At 62.5% G+C, this 15,074-nt stretch carries 12 protein-coding genes and 1 pseudogene; 7 read left to right on the forward strand and 6 right to left on the reverse strand.

What is annotated here, in order from left to right:
* Nucleotides 1-365 precede the first annotated feature (365 nt).
* The gene (locus JOH52_RS32415) at nucleotides 366-1,046 is read left to right on the forward strand and encodes a class I SAM-dependent methyltransferase (protein ID WP_014528125.1); all 681 of its coding nucleotides are present in this window, start codon (nucleotides 366-368) and stop codon (nucleotides 1,044-1,046) included.
* A 21-nt stretch (nucleotides 1,047-1,067) separates the two neighbouring features.
* Here JOH52_RS32415 and JOH52_RS32420 read toward each other — a convergent pair whose 3' ends face one another.
* Genes JOH52_RS32420 through JOH52_RS32430 form a run of 3 tightly spaced genes read right to left on the reverse strand, consistent with a single transcriptional unit; the run spans nucleotide 1,068 to nucleotide 2,796 of the window.
* Nucleotides 1,068-1,490, reverse strand: a complete 423-nt coding sequence (locus JOH52_RS32420) for an Atu4866 domain-containing protein (RefSeq protein ID WP_014530896.1) — start codon at nucleotides 1,488-1,490, stop codon at nucleotides 1,068-1,070.
* Nucleotides 1,487-2,017: a nuclear transport factor 2 family protein gene (locus JOH52_RS32425; protein ID WP_014530897.1), complete on the reverse strand. Its 531-nt coding sequence runs from the start codon at nucleotides 2,015-2,017 to the stop codon at nucleotides 1,487-1,489. The genes JOH52_RS32420 and JOH52_RS32425 overlap by 4 nt, the downstream gene beginning before the upstream one ends.
* A 56-nt stretch (nucleotides 2,018-2,073) precedes the next feature.
* Nucleotides 2,074-2,796, reverse strand: a complete 723-nt coding sequence (locus tag JOH52_RS32430; RefSeq protein ID WP_013845194.1) for an SDR family oxidoreductase — start codon at nucleotides 2,794-2,796, stop codon at nucleotides 2,074-2,076.
* A gap of 99 nt (nucleotides 2,797-2,895) precedes the next feature.
* Here JOH52_RS32430 and JOH52_RS32435 point away from each other — a divergent pair.
* Nucleotides 2,896-3,778 (forward strand): annotated as a pseudogene (locus JOH52_RS32435) (LysR family transcriptional regulator).
* Nucleotides 3,779-3,906: 128 nt separating this feature from the next.
* Here the strand turns inward: JOH52_RS32435 and JOH52_RS36835 are convergent.
* Entirely contained in the window at nucleotides 3,907-4,143 is a 237-nt protein-coding gene (locus JOH52_RS36835) for a hypothetical protein (RefSeq protein WP_234704615.1), read from the reverse strand.
* 90 nt (nucleotides 4,144-4,233) lie between these two features.
* Here JOH52_RS36835 and kdpA point away from each other — a divergent pair, with 90 nt between their 5' ends.
* Genes kdpA through JOH52_RS32465 form a run of 5 tightly spaced genes read left to right on the forward strand, consistent with a single transcriptional unit; the run spans nucleotide 4,234 to nucleotide 11,967 of the window.
* On the forward strand, nucleotides 4,234-5,943 hold the full coding sequence (gene kdpA / locus JOH52_RS32445) for a potassium-transporting ATPase subunit KdpA (protein WP_014530902.1): 1,710 nt from the start codon (nucleotides 4,234-4,236) through the stop codon (nucleotides 5,941-5,943).
* Between the two features lie 11 nt (nucleotides 5,944-5,954).
* On the forward strand, nucleotides 5,955-7,997 hold the full coding sequence (gene kdpB, locus JOH52_RS32450) for a potassium-transporting ATPase subunit KdpB (RefSeq protein WP_013845197.1): 2,043 nt from the start codon (nucleotides 5,955-5,957) through the stop codon (nucleotides 7,995-7,997).
* A gap of 2 nt (nucleotides 7,998-7,999) precedes the next feature.
* The gene (gene kdpC, locus JOH52_RS32455) at nucleotides 8,000-8,569 is read left to right on the forward strand and encodes a potassium-transporting ATPase subunit KdpC (protein ID WP_014530903.1); all 570 of its coding nucleotides are present in this window, start codon (nucleotides 8,000-8,002) and stop codon (nucleotides 8,567-8,569) included.
* Nucleotides 8,570-8,587: 18 nt separating this feature from the next.
* Complete coding sequence (locus tag JOH52_RS32460; protein ID WP_014530904.1) at nucleotides 8,588-11,278, forward strand: sensor histidine kinase; 2,691 nt, start codon at nucleotides 8,588-8,590, stop codon at nucleotides 11,276-11,278.
* On the forward strand, nucleotides 11,275-11,967 hold the full coding sequence (locus tag JOH52_RS32465) for a response regulator (RefSeq protein ID WP_014530905.1): 693 nt from the start codon (nucleotides 11,275-11,277) through the stop codon (nucleotides 11,965-11,967). The genes JOH52_RS32460 and JOH52_RS32465 overlap by 4 nt, the downstream gene beginning before the upstream one ends.
* Before the next feature lie 223 nt (nucleotides 11,968-12,190).
* Here the strand turns inward: JOH52_RS32465 and JOH52_RS32470 are convergent, their stop codons facing one another.
* A complete protein-coding gene (locus JOH52_RS32470) occupies nucleotides 12,191-12,631 on the reverse strand; it encodes a potassium channel family protein (RefSeq protein WP_013845201.1) in 441 nt (146 codons plus the stop codon).
* A 313-nt stretch (nucleotides 12,632-12,944) separates the two neighbouring features.
* Complete coding sequence (locus tag JOH52_RS32475; RefSeq protein WP_014530906.1) at nucleotides 12,945-15,014, reverse strand: ATP-dependent helicase; 2,070 nt, start codon at nucleotides 15,012-15,014, stop codon at nucleotides 12,945-12,947.
* Nucleotides 15,015-15,074: the final 60 nt, after the last annotated feature.

The raw sequence follows: 15,074 nt of genomic DNA on the forward strand, positions 1-15,074 counted from the left end.
CTCCATGTCTTGATGACGAAAGGTCTAAAGCGCGTCGCATCCCTAGGATTTATACGCCGCGCTTTAGGTCTTGTTGTGCATGCCGTAGTCGCAAAAACCGCTGCACACCTCTGGCGACATGCATTGGGACCAAGCGGCCGTGAGCCGCGAACGCGCAACAACCAAGCCCGAGAAATGATCCGGCAGGCGCGTTCACAAGTGAGTTAGGGCGGGTAGCGCGTGTGACTACCGTCCCGATCCCGATAAGGCCTATGAACGGAGTTCATGAATGGCGGCATTGAAGCAGGCGCCTTCCTAGAAGACGCGACTTGACGAAATGGGCATCATGTAACATAGGTTGTTACATGAGTGAGAGTGACCGCAGAATGAGATTTCCCAGCGTCAATGGTCCAGCTTTTACCGCGGCGCATGCCAGTTCGTACGTCGAAGGGACGTCGAGGAAAGTACCTGGGTTGGCCGCTCTCCATCGCATGACGTCGATGTTGGTCGCGGAACGTGCGCCGGTGCAAGCGCGAGTTTTGGTGCTCGGCGCCGGCGGCGGTATGGAGCTCAAAGCTCTCGCCGACGAGAATTCAGATTGGAGTTTTTGCGGCATTGACCCGTCGGCGGACATGCTTCGTGTCGCAGAACAGACGGTGGGACCCCATTTGCCGCGTGTCCATCTGCAGCAGGGCTACATAGGCGCCGCACCGGAGGGGCCGTTCGACGCGGCTGTCTGCCTGCTCACGCTCCACTTTGTTGGTCGCGCTCAACGTCTCGACACACTCGAACAGATTCGTCGCCGTTTGGTGCCGGGCGCTCCGTTCGTCGTCGCGCACATTAGTTTCCCGCAATCGGAACCCGAGCGCTCGACCTGGATCGCCCGTCACGTCGCGTTCGGCGGAACAGCCTCCGGCGAAGCTGAAAGTGCAAGACAGGCGATCGCCACGAAGTTATCGGTTCTCTCGCCAGAGGAGGACGAGGCGGTGCTTCGCAAGGCGGGCTTCTCGGATGTTCGCTTGTTCTATGCGGCTATGACCTTCAGGGGCTGGGTGGGATACGCCTGAATTCTCAACATCCTGCAGTGCTCATGGTTTCCCCGTCCGGCGCCCGCGAGAGAAGATCATACCGGCGTGATGCAGAACGCCGTCGATAAAATCTCCATCCGCGGTAAAGCCGGTATCGTCCCAATAATCGATATGCGTGCCCATCACTTGGTAGCGTCCCTCATAGGCGCGCTCACGCGTACCGCGGGCCTCGATATAGCGACCATTCGGCAGGAGCTCATGGCGGATGTAACTGTCTTCTGTGACCCAAAGGCCGACATAGGGGTGATTGGCCTGCATTTCGGCTTCCTCGGCTTTTACGGATTGGCATAGGAGTGCGGCGGTCATCAAGGTCGCAAAGGTACGCTGCACGGCGATCTCCTCGTGATCGGTGATTGCGGGATTATGCTGCGGCTGCGCAGGGCCGAAACAGACATTTCGGTTCCGGCCCCGACCAGCGGTCATTGGGAACGCGGCTCGTTGTTGTCGACAACCGCGTGATAGGCGGCGAGATCGAGAAAAGCTTCGGCCTCGACCACCGCTCCGTTCTTCATCAGGAATATCCAGACGAACTTATTTCTGTAAGGCGCTCCCGAAGTCGTGGTTGCCGATCCGTCGAACCGGACGATGACCGTGTCTCCATCGGCCCAGATATGATGCACCCTTGGCACCAGAGGGGTTGCGAGACGGCTGATCAGGGGAGCCGAGGCCCGCTCGACGAAATCCTCGACGCCACGGTAAGTGCCGGCCACGGGAGCGGAACCGTGGATTGTCCAGACGACATCTGGCGCGAGAAGCTCTGCAAAGATGTTGCCGTCTGCTCGCCACTTATCGAATGCCGCGCGCACGGTGGTTATATTCTGCGCCTCGATATCGGCCGTTGGCGCGATGGTATCGGCATGCGCCGGTCCCATGCTGGCCCCAACCGCCGAGGCGATCAGCAGCTTGCGGCCGCCGCCGGCGAGGCGATCTGTCATTAAGGAAAAGATCATGGAATATTCCTTTCGTCGGGACGCGGGAAAAAGCCCCGAGATCGGTTCGCGCCGGGTCAATTGCCCGATGCGGTCGGTCTGATCGTGATCTCGGTGGTGTCCACGCTCTGCGGGGCCTCGATCACCTGCCGGACCGCACGGGCGATGTCGGCAGGCTGAAGCGCGATGGCGCGATAGGTGTCCATCGCCGCCATGGTCTCCTCGTGGGTGATGGTTCCAGCAAGTTCGCTTTCGACGACGCCGGGATTGACGCAGGTGACGCGGATATTGGTACTCTCCTGGCGCAGTCCGTCAGAGATCGCGCGGACTGCGAACTTCGTTGCGCAATATACCGCGGCTGTGGGTACGACCGACAGCGCTCCGATCGAGCCGATATTGATGATCTGCCCGCTACGCTGTGCCTCCATGATTGGCAATACGGCCCCGATGCCCCAAAGCACGCCCTTGATGTTCACGTCGATCATGCGCTCCCACTCGTCCACCTTAACTGCGGCAAGCGGCGAGAGCGGCATGACGCCGGCATTGTTCACCAGGACGTCGATGCGTCCCCAAGTGTCGACCGCGGCCTGCGCAAAGGCTGCCATGGAGTGACGGTCGGTCACGTCCAGCACCTGCGCCAGGGCGGTACCTCCTGCGTCTCGAATCTCCGTGGCAATGGCCTCGATACGGGCCTGGCGGCGTGCACCCAACAATATTTTCCCACCGGCGGCGCCAAGCTCTCGAGCGATGCCCTCGCCGATGCCGCTGGAGGCGCCAGTGATCAGAATGACCTTGTCCATGGTGTACTCCGTCCTTTGAGTTGCACGGAGAAGATGGACTTTGATGACTGTCGCGGGTACCCATCGCTCACTGAACTCAATGGTTAGCAGCACTCTACAATGTTAGACATGAACCTTCTGCCGCTCTTCCTGGCTGTCGCCGAGGAGGACAACTTCCGTGCTGCCGCCGATCGCCTCGGTGTGACCCGCTCGGCTGTCAGCCAAGGAATGCGGCGGCTCGAAGATGCCTTTGGTACGACGCTCGTCACCCGCACGACGCGTTCAGTTCGCCTGACCGAAGCGGGGGAGCGTCTGCGCGAGGCTCTGTCGCAGCCCTTGTCGGATATTGCGACGGCGCTTCGATCGGGTAGCGGGTGATGAACCCCGCGGTCTCTTGCGGATCGGCGTCACCTCGATCGCCGAGCAATTCCTTTCCGGTCCGCTCATCGCTTCCTTTGCTCAGGCCCATCCCAAGGTGACGATAGACGTCACCGTCACGGACGAGGAGTTCGATATCGTGGCCGCTGGTTTCGACGCGGGCGTCAGGCTTGGCGAGGTGATCGAGCAGGACATGATCGCGGTGCCGCTGACGGGCGATCAGCGCGAGCTGGCCGTTGCTGCCCCCGCCTATATCGCAGTCCACGGCACGCCGGCGCACCCGCGTGAGCTGGTCCATCATCGCTGCATAGGCTGGCGGCGAGCGCCGAATGTCGCGCCCTACAGGTGGGAATTCGAGGAGAATGGTGTTCCCTTCGACGTGGCGGTCGAGCCCCAGATTACCACCAATGACCTGCGCTTCATGCTCCGCTCAGCCCTCTGCGGGGCCGGGATCACCTTTGCAACGGAAGAAACGTTCCGCCCGTTCGTAGAAACCGGTGAACTCGTCCCGCTGCTGCAGGATTTCCTGCCCCCATTCCCCGGTTTCTTTCTTTATTTCCCTCACCGCCGCAACATGGCGCCAAAGATGCGAGCTTTGATCGAGCATATACGGCGGTGGCGATAACCGGCGCTTCCGGCGCAGCGTCGAGAAGGTCCCACGCTCGCCCGAATTCCTTATCTTTTCTTTATGTGGTCGCCAAACCATCCCAATCGATAATTGACGCGGCGCGGGCGCATCATCCGGATCTTGGATCAATCTGGAGAGTGCCCATGTCCGATTTTCTTTTCCTTGCCGCCGGTATTGGCGGCCTTGCCGCGCTCGCGCTTTATGCGCGCGCCCTGAGCCGGCTTTAGGAGGGTCCGATGGCCGAGGCTTTGATCGGGCTCGTCGTCGCCGTCGCGCTCGCGGTCTATCTGATCGTGACGCTTGTCCGGCCGGAACGCTTCTAGAGCATTTCCGCTTTTCTCAGAACCGCGGAAACGCTCCAACCTTTCATTTTGCCGCAACTCCGCACGGAAAACCGCTGCGCGTTTTTCCTGGAATTGCTCGAGCGCTCCTTCACCCCACGGAGACTTCTCATGTCTGTCATCGGATGGCTGCAGATCAGCCTCCTTTTTCTCGCCGTTCTCGTCGTCGTTAAGCCGCTGGGGCTTTACATGGCTGCGGTTCTTTCCGGCGAACGCAATGTCCTTTCGCCGATTCTCCGACCGGTGGAGCGTGGTCTTTATGGTGCCGCCGGCATCGATCCGGCACGGGAGCAGGGCTGGCTCGCCTACACGCTCTCCATGCTCGCTTTCAGCATTGCGGGCTTTGCGCTGCTTTACGCGTTCCTGAGACTTCAGACATGGTTGCCCTTGAACCCGCTGGGCTTCGGCAACGTGCCACCGGACCTCGCCTTCAACACCGCCGTCAGTTTCGTCACCAACACCAATTGGCAGAATTACGGCGGGGAGACGACGCTCAGTCACTTCAGCCAAATGATGGGGCTGACCGTGCAGAACTTCGTTTCGGCCGCCACCGGCATTTCGATCGCGCTTGCCGTTACCCGCTCCTTCGCCCGCTCAGCCGTGCCGACGATCGGCAACTTCTGGGTCGATCTCACCCGTTCGACACTCTACGTCCTCCTGCCGCTTGCCGTGCTGGTGGCGGTCGCCTTCGTGGCGATGGGCCTGCCGCAGACGTTCCGCGCCTCGGTGGAGGCCACGACCCTCGAGGGGGTGAAGCAGACCATCGCTCTGGGCCCGGTTGCCAGCCAGGAAGCGATAAAGCAGCTCGGTACCAACGGGGGCGGCTTCTTCAACGTGAATGCCGCACATCCGTTCGAAAATCCGACTGCGCTTTCCAATTATCTCAATATCTTCGCGATGCTGTCGGTTTCGGCGGCGCTGCTCTACACATTCGGGCAACTCGTCGGCAACCGGCGGCAGGGCTGGGCCTTCATCGCCGTCACCTATGCATTTCTGATCATCGGTGTCGGGGTCGTCTATTGGGCCGAAGCGGGGGGAAATCCGGTCCTGTCGCAGCTCGGTCTCGACCCGGCTCTCGGCAACATGGAAGGCAAGGAAGTCCGCTTCGGCCAGGCGATGACTGCGCTTTACACGACGGTTACGACCGGGCTTTCGGATGGCGGCGTCAACGGCATGCACGGCTCGTTCACCGGCCTCGGCGGTCTCGTTCCGATGTTCCTCATGCAGCTCGGCGAGGTCCTGCCCGGCGGCGTCGGCTCGGGCCTCTACGGCATGATTGTCTTCGCGATCCTCGCGGTTTTCGTCGCTGGTCTTATGGTCGGCCGCACTCCTGAGCTGCTCGGCAAGAAGATCGAAGCGCGCGAGATGAAATACGCGATGCTCGCCGTGCTCATTCTGCCGGCTGCAATCCTCGGCTTCACGGCCATTTCAGCCGTCACGCCCTCGGCCGTCGCCAGCATCGGTACGCCCGGGCCGCACGGGCTCTCGGAAATCCTCTACGCCTATACGTCGGCCGCCGGCAACAACGGCTCTGCCTTCGGCGGGCTTTCGGGCAACACGCTCTGGTACAATACGACACTTGGCTTTGCGATGCTGCTCGGCCGCTTCGCTTATGCCGTGCCGGTGCTTGCCATCGCCGGCTCGATCGCCGCCAAGACGCGCGCCTCGGCATCCAAGGGTACGTTCCCGACCGATACGCCCCTCTTCGTCGGTCTCCTGATCGGTATCATCCTCATTCTCGGCGGGCTGCAGTTCTTGCCGGCGCTCGCGCTCGGTCCGATCGTCGAGCATTTCGCCATGCTCTCCGGCCAGACCTTCTGAAGGAACCAGGCATGTCAAACAAACCCAAGACCCCGAACCTCTTCGACCCGAAGATACTCTTCCCGGCAGCGAGAGCCGCTTTCGTCAAGCTTGATCCGCGCCAGCTCGTGCGCAATCCGGTGATCTTCGTCACCGAAGCCGTGGCGGCGTTGGTGACCCTCTTCTTCGTTCTCGATGTGGCAACCGACGGCGGCAGCCTGCTCTTCTCGGGCCAGATCGCCGCCTGGCTATGGTTTACCGTTCTCTTCGCCACCTTCGCCGAAGCCGTTGCCGAGGGGCGCGGCAAGGCGCAGGCCGACTTCCTCCGCCGTACCAAATCGGAGCTCAGCGCCCGCAAGCTTGTCGCCCCCGAGGGTCGGGAGACCAAGGAAACCCCCGCCACCATGCTGAAGGTCGGGGATCTCGTCCTCTTAGAGGCCGGCGAATTGATCCCGGGCGACGGCGAGGTCGTCGAAGGGATCGCCTCGGTCAACGAGAGCGCGATAACAGGCGAATCGGCCCCGGTGATCCGCGAGGCGGGCGGCGATCGCTCCGCCGTCACCGGCGGTACCGAGGTGCTTTCGGATTGGATCAAAGTCCGCATCACAACCGCCCCGGGTTCGACCTTCGTCGATCGCATGATCGCGCTCATCGAGGGGGCGCAGCGGCAGAAGACGCCGAACGAGATCGCGCTGTCGATCCTGCTTTCCGGATTGACGCTGATCTTCCTGATTGCCGTGGTGACGCTCTGGGGGCTTGCCGCCTATTCGGCGACCGTGCTTTCCGTGACCGTGCTTTCCGCCCTGCTTGTCACGCTGATCCCGACGACCATCGGCGGATTGCTTTCGGCGATCGGCATCGCCGGCATGGACCGGCTGGTTCGCTTCAACGTGATCGCCACCTCCGGCCGCGCCGTCGAGGCTGCGGGGGACGTTGACACGCTGCTCCTCGACAAGACCGGGACGATCACCTTCGGCAACCGCATGGCAAGCGATTTCCTGCCCGTGCCGGGCGTAACCGTGGAGGAGCTCGCCGATGCGGCGCTCCTCGCAAGCCTTGCCGACGAGACGCCGGAGGGCCGCTCCATCGTGGCGCTCGCCACCGGCGAGTTCGGGCGCCGGGCGTCCGAGGCCGGGATAGATGCGATCGTGCCCTTTGCCGCTGAAACCCGGTTGTCCGGCGTCGATCACGGCGGCCGTCGGCTGCGCAAGGGCGCGGTCGACTCGGTTCTGAGATTTGCCGGCCTGTCCGACAGCAATACCCCCCAGGAATTCCGGCAGGCGGTCGACCGGGTCGCCCGAACCGGCGGCACGCCGCTCGCCGTCGCCGACGGCAACCGGCTGCTCGGCGTGATCCACCTGAAGGACATCGTGAAACCCGGAATCAAGGAGCGCTTCTCCGAATTGCGCGCCATGGGGATCCGCACGGTAATGGTGACCGGTGACAACCCGATCACTGCCGCGGCAATCGCCTCGGAGGCCGGCGTCGACGATTTCCTCGCCGAAGCGACGCCGGAAGACAAGCTCGCCTATATCCGCAAGGAACAGAAGGGCGGCCGGCTGATCGCCATGTGCGGCGACGGCACCAACGATGCGCCGGCGCTCGCCCAGGCGGATGTGGGCGTCGCCATGCAGACCGGGACGCAAGCCGCCCGCGAAGCGGCCAACATGGTGGACCTCGACTCGAGCCCGACCAAGCTGATCGAGATCGTCGAGATCGGCAAGCAATTGCTGATGACGCGCGGGTCTCTCACGACCTTCTCGATCGCCAACGACGTGGCGAAATACTTCGCCATCATCCCGGCGCTCTTCGTCACCACCTATCCGGCGCTCGGCGTGCTCAACGTAATGGGGCTGGCGTCACCGCAGTCGGCTATCCTGTCGGCCGTCATCTTCAACGCGCTGATCATCGTGGCGCTCATTCCGCTGGCATTGAAGGGCGTCAGGTACCGTCCCGTCGGCGCGGCAGCCCTGCTTCGCGGCAATCTCCTCGTCTACGGCCTCGGCGGCCTGGTCCTGCCCTTCGCAGGGATCAAGCTGATCGACCTTGCCGTCTCGAACCTCAACCTGGTGTGATCATGCTCAACCAACTCCGTCCCGCACTCGTCCTGACCTTCGCACTCACCCTCATTACCGGGCTCGGCTACCCGCTTCTGATTACCGGCGTGGCGCAGGCGTTGATGCCGGCAGAGGCGAATGGCAGCCTCGTCCGCAAAGGCAGCGTCCTCGTCGGATCGCACCTCATCGGCCAGAATTTCGCCTCGGAGAAATATTTCTGGCCGCGTCCTTCGGCGACCGGCCCCGAGCCCTACAATGCCGGCGCTTCGAGCGGTTCCAATCTCGGGACGACGTCCGGCAAGCTGAAGGAGCGTGTCAGGGCCGACATTGAGAGGCTTCGCGCCGCGGGCATGGGGGATGAGATCCCCGCCGACGCCGGCATGGCTTCCGGATCGGGTCTCGACCCGCATATCTCGCCCGAATTCGCCCGGGCTCAGATCGCTCGGGTGGCGAAAGCGCGCGGCCTTCCGGAAGCGGGTGTATACGCGCTCGTTGACAGGGCAACGCAGGGCCGTCTGTTCGGGCTCATAGGCGAGCCGCGCGTCAATGTGCTAGAACTGAACCTTGCCTTGGACGCGCCGAGGACCTGATCAAGCTCGAGACGTTGCATGCCCCACAATGACCGCGACCTGAAGAGCCGCCCCGATCCGGACGCCCTGCTGGCGCTCGCCGAACAGGGCAAGAGAGGCAAACTCACCGTCTTTCTTGGTGCCGCACCCGGTGTCGGCAAGACCTTTGCGATGCTGACGCGTGCGCGGCGCCTCAAGGAAGAAGGCGGCGATATCGTCATCGGGCTCGTCGAAACGCATGGACGCGGCGAGACCGCTGCCCTGCTCGAGGGGCTCGAAGTCCTGCCGCGTCGCCAGGTGCTGCACAACGGACGGACGCTCCACGAATTCGACCTCGACGCGGCGTTGGCTCGGCGCCCGCGCGTCATCCTGGTCGACGAGCTAGCCCATACCAATTTCGGCGAAAGCCGCCACCCCAAACGCTACCAGGATATAGAGGAGCTGGTCGATGCCGGCATAGACGTGTGGACGGCACTCAACATCCAGCACCTGGAAAGCCTCTCGGACGTGGTTGCGCATATTGCCGGCGTGCCGGTGCGCGAGCGCGTCCCCGATACGGTTCTCAATCGCGCTGACGATGTCCTGCTGGTGGACCTGCCGCCGGCCGAACTGATCGAGCGGTTGAAGGAGGGCAAGGTCTATCTGCCCGACAACGCCAAGCGCGCCGCCGATCGCTTCTTCCGCCTGGGCAATCTGACAGCGCTGCGCGAACTCGCGCTTCGCCGGACGGCCGACCGGGTCGACGACCAGATGGTCGACTATCTCAGGCAGAACGCGATCGAGGGTCCCTGGGGCGCCGCCGAACGGCTTCTCGTCTGCATCGGTCCCGACCCTCTATCCGAGAAGGTGGTGAGGACGGCAAGCCGGCTCGCTTCGGGCCTGAATGCCGACTGGCTCGTGGTTTCCGTCGAGCGTGCGGAGGCGGAGAGCAGCGGTGCGATGCGACAGCTCGACGAGACTTTCCGGCTCGCCGAGCAATTGGGCGCCGAGACGCGCCGTATCATCGGCAACGACTTCGTGGAAGAAATTCTGAAGCTCGCAAGGCGGGAACATGCAACGCAAATCGTCATCGGCACGCGCCGCCACTATTTCCCGCTACGCCTCTTCCGCCGCTCCTTGCCGGACGCACTTGCCGCGCGGGCGGCCGGTATCGCCATCCACCTCGTCACTGACGGGAGTGCACCCGCCGTAAAACCGGCGGCCAGACGCAGCAGCGCGCTTCCGGATGGGTGGGGGCGGGGGGTTGCCATCGCGGCCGGTACGGCTGTAGCCGCGACAGCACTTGGCCTGCTGATCGAACAATTCGTCGTCCTGCAGAATATCTCGCTTCTCTTTCTTCTGGCTGTGCTCGTCTCGGCGACTTACGCGGGCTATGTCGCTGCGATCGCTGCCGCACTCATTTCGGTTCTCGCCTATAATTTCTGCTTCATCGAACCGGTCGGCACTTTTACGGTTGCCGAACCGCACGAAGTCTTTGCCCTCTTCGTGTTCCTCGCGGCGGCGATGCTTGCCGGGGGGCTCGCCTCCCGCATTCGCGAGCAGGCGAAGACAGCGAGGCGGCGGGCCGCCGCGACGCAGGCGCTTTACGATTTTTCCCGCAAGCTGTCCGGTACGGCAAATGCCGAGGACGTGCTATGGGCGGCCGTCACGCAAATCCACGCGACCCTTCGGCGCAACGCGGCGCTGCTGTTGCCGGAAGACGGAGATGTCCGCTTGATGGCGGCCTGGCCGCCGGATACGGAGCTCGGCCTTACCGACACGATGGCGGGGCGCTGGGCTTTCGAGAAGAAGGAGGCTGCCGGCAACGGTACCGGCACGCTGCCGAACAGTCCCTTCCAGTTCAGGCCGCTGATGAGCCCGCATGGAGTCGTCGGCGTCTTTGGTTTCCTCCAGGAAGACAAGCCGCTGGAAATAAACGAGGAGCGAGCGCTTGCCGCGATCCTGGACCAGACCGCGATCGCCGTCGACAGAGCACGTCTCTCGCGCGAGATCCTCGACCAGGCTGCGCAGCTCGAGGGCGAGAAGTTCCTCGCGGCGCTGCTTTCGTCCATATCCCACGACCTCAGAACACCGCTCGCGACGATCACCGGAGCTGTGACAAGTTTGCGGCAACTCGGCGAGCGGATGTCGGAGGAGAGCCGGGACGATCTGCTCAAGTCGATCGAGGAGGAGAGCGGCAGACTCACCCGCTTCGTTGCCAACCTGCTCGACATGACCCGCATCGAAGCCGGAACGGTAAACGCCAAGCGCGATTGGGTCGATGTCGCCGATGTGGTCCATTCGGCTGTGGAGCGTGCGCGGAAGTACTTCCCCGGCCGCGTCTTCGAAACGAGCATCGCTCCGGACTTGCCGTTGATCCGCGGCGATAGCGTGTTGCTTGGTCAAGTGATCTTCAACCTGCTCGACAACGCCGATAGGTTTGGGGGTGACGAGCCGGTCAGCGTCTATGGGCGGCGGGAAGAAGATGAGATCGTGCTCTCGGTGACCGACCTCGGTAAAGGCATCGCCCCGGCCGACCTCGACCATGTGTTCGACAAATTCTTCCGCAAGGGAAAGCCGGACGGCCGTTCGCTCGGCACCGGGCTTGGCCTTTCCATCAGCAAGGGCTTCGTCGAGGCGATGGACGGGCGGATAAAGGCGGAGAGCCCGGCGATGAAGCGCCGCGGCACGCGCATTTCCATGCGGTTCCCGGTGGCTGAAACCGGTATCACGGAGAAGGAGCGCGGATGACCGCCGAGCGTATCCTCGTCGTGGACGACGAGCCGCAGATCCAGCGCTTCTTGCGCCCGGCGCTCGCAGCCGCCGGCTACGAGGTGACAGAGGCGGCAAACGGCGCGCAAGCACTCAAGGCGGCTGTGACGGCGGCGCCGGACGTCGTGATCCTGGATCTCGGCCTTCCCGACATGGACGGCAAGGATGTGGTGGCCAATATCCGCGCCTGGTCCCAAGTCCCGATCATCATCCTTTCGGCGCGTGACCGTGAAAGCGAGAAGATCGCTGCCCTCGACCTCGGCGCCGACGACTACATCGAGAAACCCTTCGGGATCGGCGAACTGACGGCGCGTATCCGCGCGGCGCTGCGCCATCGCATCCAGATGGCAGGAGGCCAGGCGCAGCTGTCAGCGGACGGCCTTTCGATCGACATGGTCAAACGCGTCGTGACGCGCGACGGCGCGGCGCTCCGGCTGACGCCAAAGGAATACGACCTTCTCGTTATGCTCGCACATCACGCGGGTCGCGTGGTTACCCACAGGACGCTGCTTACCTCCGTCTGGGGCCTCGCCCACGGGGAGGACCTGCATTACCTGAGAGTTTTCATCGGTCAGCTGCGTGGCAAGATCGAACGCGATCCCGGCAATCCGAAGATCGTCCGCACCGAACCCGGCGTCGGTTACCGCTTCGTCGGCGACGAGGATTGAGGAGCTCGTGCAGCCGACCACATCGCCAATTCCCGGAAACGCGTAAATTCTCTGCAGCCCAGAGCAATTCCAAAAAATGAGCAGCGGTTTCCCAATTGCGGCAAAACAGGGCGGGGCACTGCCGCGCGGAGAACCGTGGATTTGGCTCTCGTCGCACTCCAACAAATCTACGGGACGTCTGAGGCGTTCATGTGCAGCCTCTCATTCGTTGGGCTCTGGTCTGTTACTTCGGGTCGTCGCGCCAGATGCGCTCGACGGCGATGAAGGTAAAAGACGCCGACCAGGCAATCAGAACGAGCCCATTCAGCCCCTCCAGGCCGGCGAGAATTCGCATGTCACCTGTCGCGTAGACATCGCCAAATCCCATCGTGCTGTAACAGGTCAGCGAGAAATAGAAGAAGTCTGTGGCGTTTGAGCCTGCCAGCCCCGCAAGAGAACCGAACTCAGGATGATAATGCATCCAGGCAAAAGCCAGAGCGTAAAGGCCTACGCCGAAGAGGTGAGCCACAAAGGCTGACCCGAGGAAAACGACCATTTCAGCTCGTTTTGAAAGCACTTTGCGTCGACGCAGGATCGCTACGCCGGTCATGATTTCAAAATGAGTGGCGCTCGTTACGATGATGAGTGCGGCGGAAAGCAGACAGACCAACACAATCCCTGGCACTTATCAACCTCGCCCTGTGCTTGCCGCAGTATGATCGGCGCCTACCTTCAAACGCACCAACTCGACTCGACGACGCTGGTACAGCCACCATAGCAGGACATATTGCGGATTGGGAGTTTCGGTCTATCGGGCCCATCCCTGTGTGTTGCCGTTGCCGAGGCTGACGGTGTAGGCAATAGCGGGTGTAAAGGATAATGCTTCCCGGGAAGTCAGCGCGGTCCGCTGAGCATTTCCCCTTAGCTCTAACGGGCACCCCCTTCGAAGCGCCGTCAGAGGACAGCCACTGCGGTGACCAACCACGCATTGCTGAACTCTACCGCCACATGGTGCGCATCCGGGCTGCGACATCGATGCGGATCTGCTTTGCGCTACGCTCGGAAACATTGGGGCTGGCGACTGACCAGTTTGCACTCTCGAAGAACTGAAGCAATGTCGCGGGGATGAAGCGTGTGCGGCTTGCGTAGACATGGCGGTCACCCTGCGCGTGCTGACCGCCGGTGAAGAAGCGTTGCGGCACCATCAGCGTCAGTTGGTCCTTGGCGCGTGTCATACCGACATAGAGAAGTCGCCGCTCCTCCTCCAGTTCGTGGCTGGTGCCTGTCGCCAGGTCTGACGGAATGCAACCGTCGACCACGTTGAGCATGAAGACGGAGCGCCATTCCTGCCCCTTGGCCGAATGGATGGTCGACAGGATAAGATAGTCTTCGTCGAGTAAAGGCACGCCAGCCTGGTCGCTCGTCGCGTCCGGCGGATCGAGCGTCAACTCCGTGAGGAAGCGCTCGCGGCTCGGATAGCCTGCGGCGATCTGCTCGAGTTGCACGAGGTCGGCCCGGCGCGTTTCGGCATCCTCGTGTATTCGCTCGAGATGCGGCTCGTACCACATCCGTGCCATCTCTATTTCCGTCGGCCATGCGGAACCGGGTTTGCGCAGGGCCTGCAGCAACTCGACCAAGGACATCCAGTCCGTGCCGCTCCTCGGCGGAGCTGGGACTTCGCCAAGCGCCATCAACGGCTCGGGATCGGCCGCAATCGTGTCCAGGATCTTGCCCGCGGTCTGCGGGCCGACTCCCGGCAGCATCTGCAGGAGCCGGAAGCCCGCGACGCGGTCACGTGGGTTCTGTGCAAAGCGCAGCACGGCCAGCATGTCCTTCACGTGGGCGCTGTCGAGGAACTTCAGGCCTCCGAACTTTACGAAGGGGATGTTGCGGCGGGTCAGTTCCACCTCAAGGGGGCCGCTGTGGCTCGAGGTGCGGAACAGGACGGCCTGCTGTTTCAGGAGCATCCCGGATTCACGATTGGCAAGCACCTGCTCGACGATGCAGTTCGCCTGATCGGCCTCGTCCTTCACCGTCAGCAGCTTGGGACGTTCAGCCGACTCGCGGTCCGTCCAGAGGTTCTTGGTGAAGCGTTCCCGCGCCAGGTCGATAACCCCGTTGGCGGCTGCGAGGATCGGCTGGGTCGAACGGTAGTTGCGGTCGAGCGTGACGATCTCGGCCGCCGGCGCGAATTGCTTCGGAAAGTCGAGAATGTTGCGGACCGTCGCCGCGCGGAACGAGTAGATCGACTGCGCGTCGTCGCCAACGACCGTCAAGCCGCGCCCGTCGGGCTTCAGGGCCAGCAGCACCGAAGATTGGAGCTTGTTGGTATCCTGATATTCATCGACGAGGACATAGTCGAACCGGTTGCCGATATCGTCGGCGAGGGAGGCATCGCTGACCATCTGCGCCCAATAGAGAAGCAGGTCATCGTAGTCGAGGACGTTCTGCGCCTGCTTGGCCTCGACGTAGCCGGCAAACAGCTCCTGCAACTGTTGTTCCCAGCCAGCTACCCACGGGTACCAAGTGCGGAGCACTTCATTCAGTCGCATTTCCGCGTTCACTGTCCGCGAATAGATCGCCAGACAGGTGCCCTTGGTCGGAAACCGACTTTCCGTCTTCGAGAAGCCGAGTTCGTGGCGTATCAGGTTGATCAAGTCGGCGCTATCCTCGCGGTCGTGAATGGTGAACTCCGCATTCAGTCCGATCTGTTCGGCATAGATTCTCAGCAACCGTGCGCCGATACCGTGAAAGGTCCCCGCCCATGAAAGGGCGTCCGTCATCATTCCGGAACTGCGGCCGAGCACCTGTGCGCAGATACGCTCGACGCGGCGCGACATCTCAGCCGCGGCCCTCCGCGAGAAGGTCATCAGGAGAATGCGGCGGGGGTCGGCCCCGTTGACGATCAGGTGAGCAACGCGATGGGCCAAGGTGTTGGTCTTCCCGGAGCCCGCTCCTGCGATGATCAACAGCGGGCCTGCTTGGGCGCCTTCTTCTGCTCCGATGCCATATTCGACTGCGCAGCGCTGTCTCTCGTTCAGTTTCTCCAGATGGGTCGCCGTCGCCATTCACGTACCTCGATAAGCTCTTTGATGTCCGGCCGCGGCCTTAAGAACGGAGGGGGAACA

Source organism: Sinorhizobium meliloti, from assembly GCF_017876815.1.
Lineage (GTDB): Bacteria > Pseudomonadota > Alphaproteobacteria > Rhizobiales > Rhizobiaceae > Sinorhizobium > Sinorhizobium meliloti.

Excerpts from the sequence above, each read along its gene's own strand:
- JOH52_RS32430 (WP_013845194.1), bottom strand. The coding sequence starts at position 2,796 with ATGGACAAGGTCATTCTGATCACTGGCGCCTCCAGCGGCATCGGCGAG.
- JOH52_RS32460 (WP_014530904.1), top strand. The coding sequence starts at position 8,588 with ATGCCCCACAATGACCGCGACCTGAAGAGCCGCCCCGATCCGGACGCC.
- JOH52_RS32425 (WP_014530897.1), bottom strand. The coding sequence starts at position 2,017 with ATGATCTTTTCCTTAATGACAGATCGCCTCGCCGGCGGCGGCCGCAAG.
- kdpB (WP_013845197.1), top strand. The coding sequence starts at position 5,955 with ATGTCAAACAAACCCAAGACCCCGAACCTCTTCGACCCGAAGATACTC.
- JOH52_RS32465 (WP_014530905.1), top strand. The coding sequence starts at position 11,275 with ATGACCGCCGAGCGTATCCTCGTCGTGGACGACGAGCCGCAGATCCAG.
- kdpA (WP_014530902.1), top strand. The coding sequence starts at position 4,234 with ATGTCTGTCATCGGATGGCTGCAGATCAGCCTCCTTTTTCTCGCCGTT.
- JOH52_RS32420 (WP_014530896.1), bottom strand. The coding sequence starts at position 1,490 with ATGACCGCTGGTCGGGGCCGGAACCGAAATGTCTGTTTCGGCCCTGCG.
- JOH52_RS32415 (WP_014528125.1), top strand. The coding sequence starts at position 366 with ATGAGATTTCCCAGCGTCAATGGTCCAGCTTTTACCGCGGCGCATGCC.
- kdpC (WP_014530903.1), top strand. The coding sequence starts at position 8,000 with ATGCTCAACCAACTCCGTCCCGCACTCGTCCTGACCTTCGCACTCACC.
- JOH52_RS32475 (WP_014530906.1), bottom strand. The coding sequence starts at position 15,014 with ATGGCGACGGCGACCCATCTGGAGAAACTGAACGAGAGACAGCGCTGC.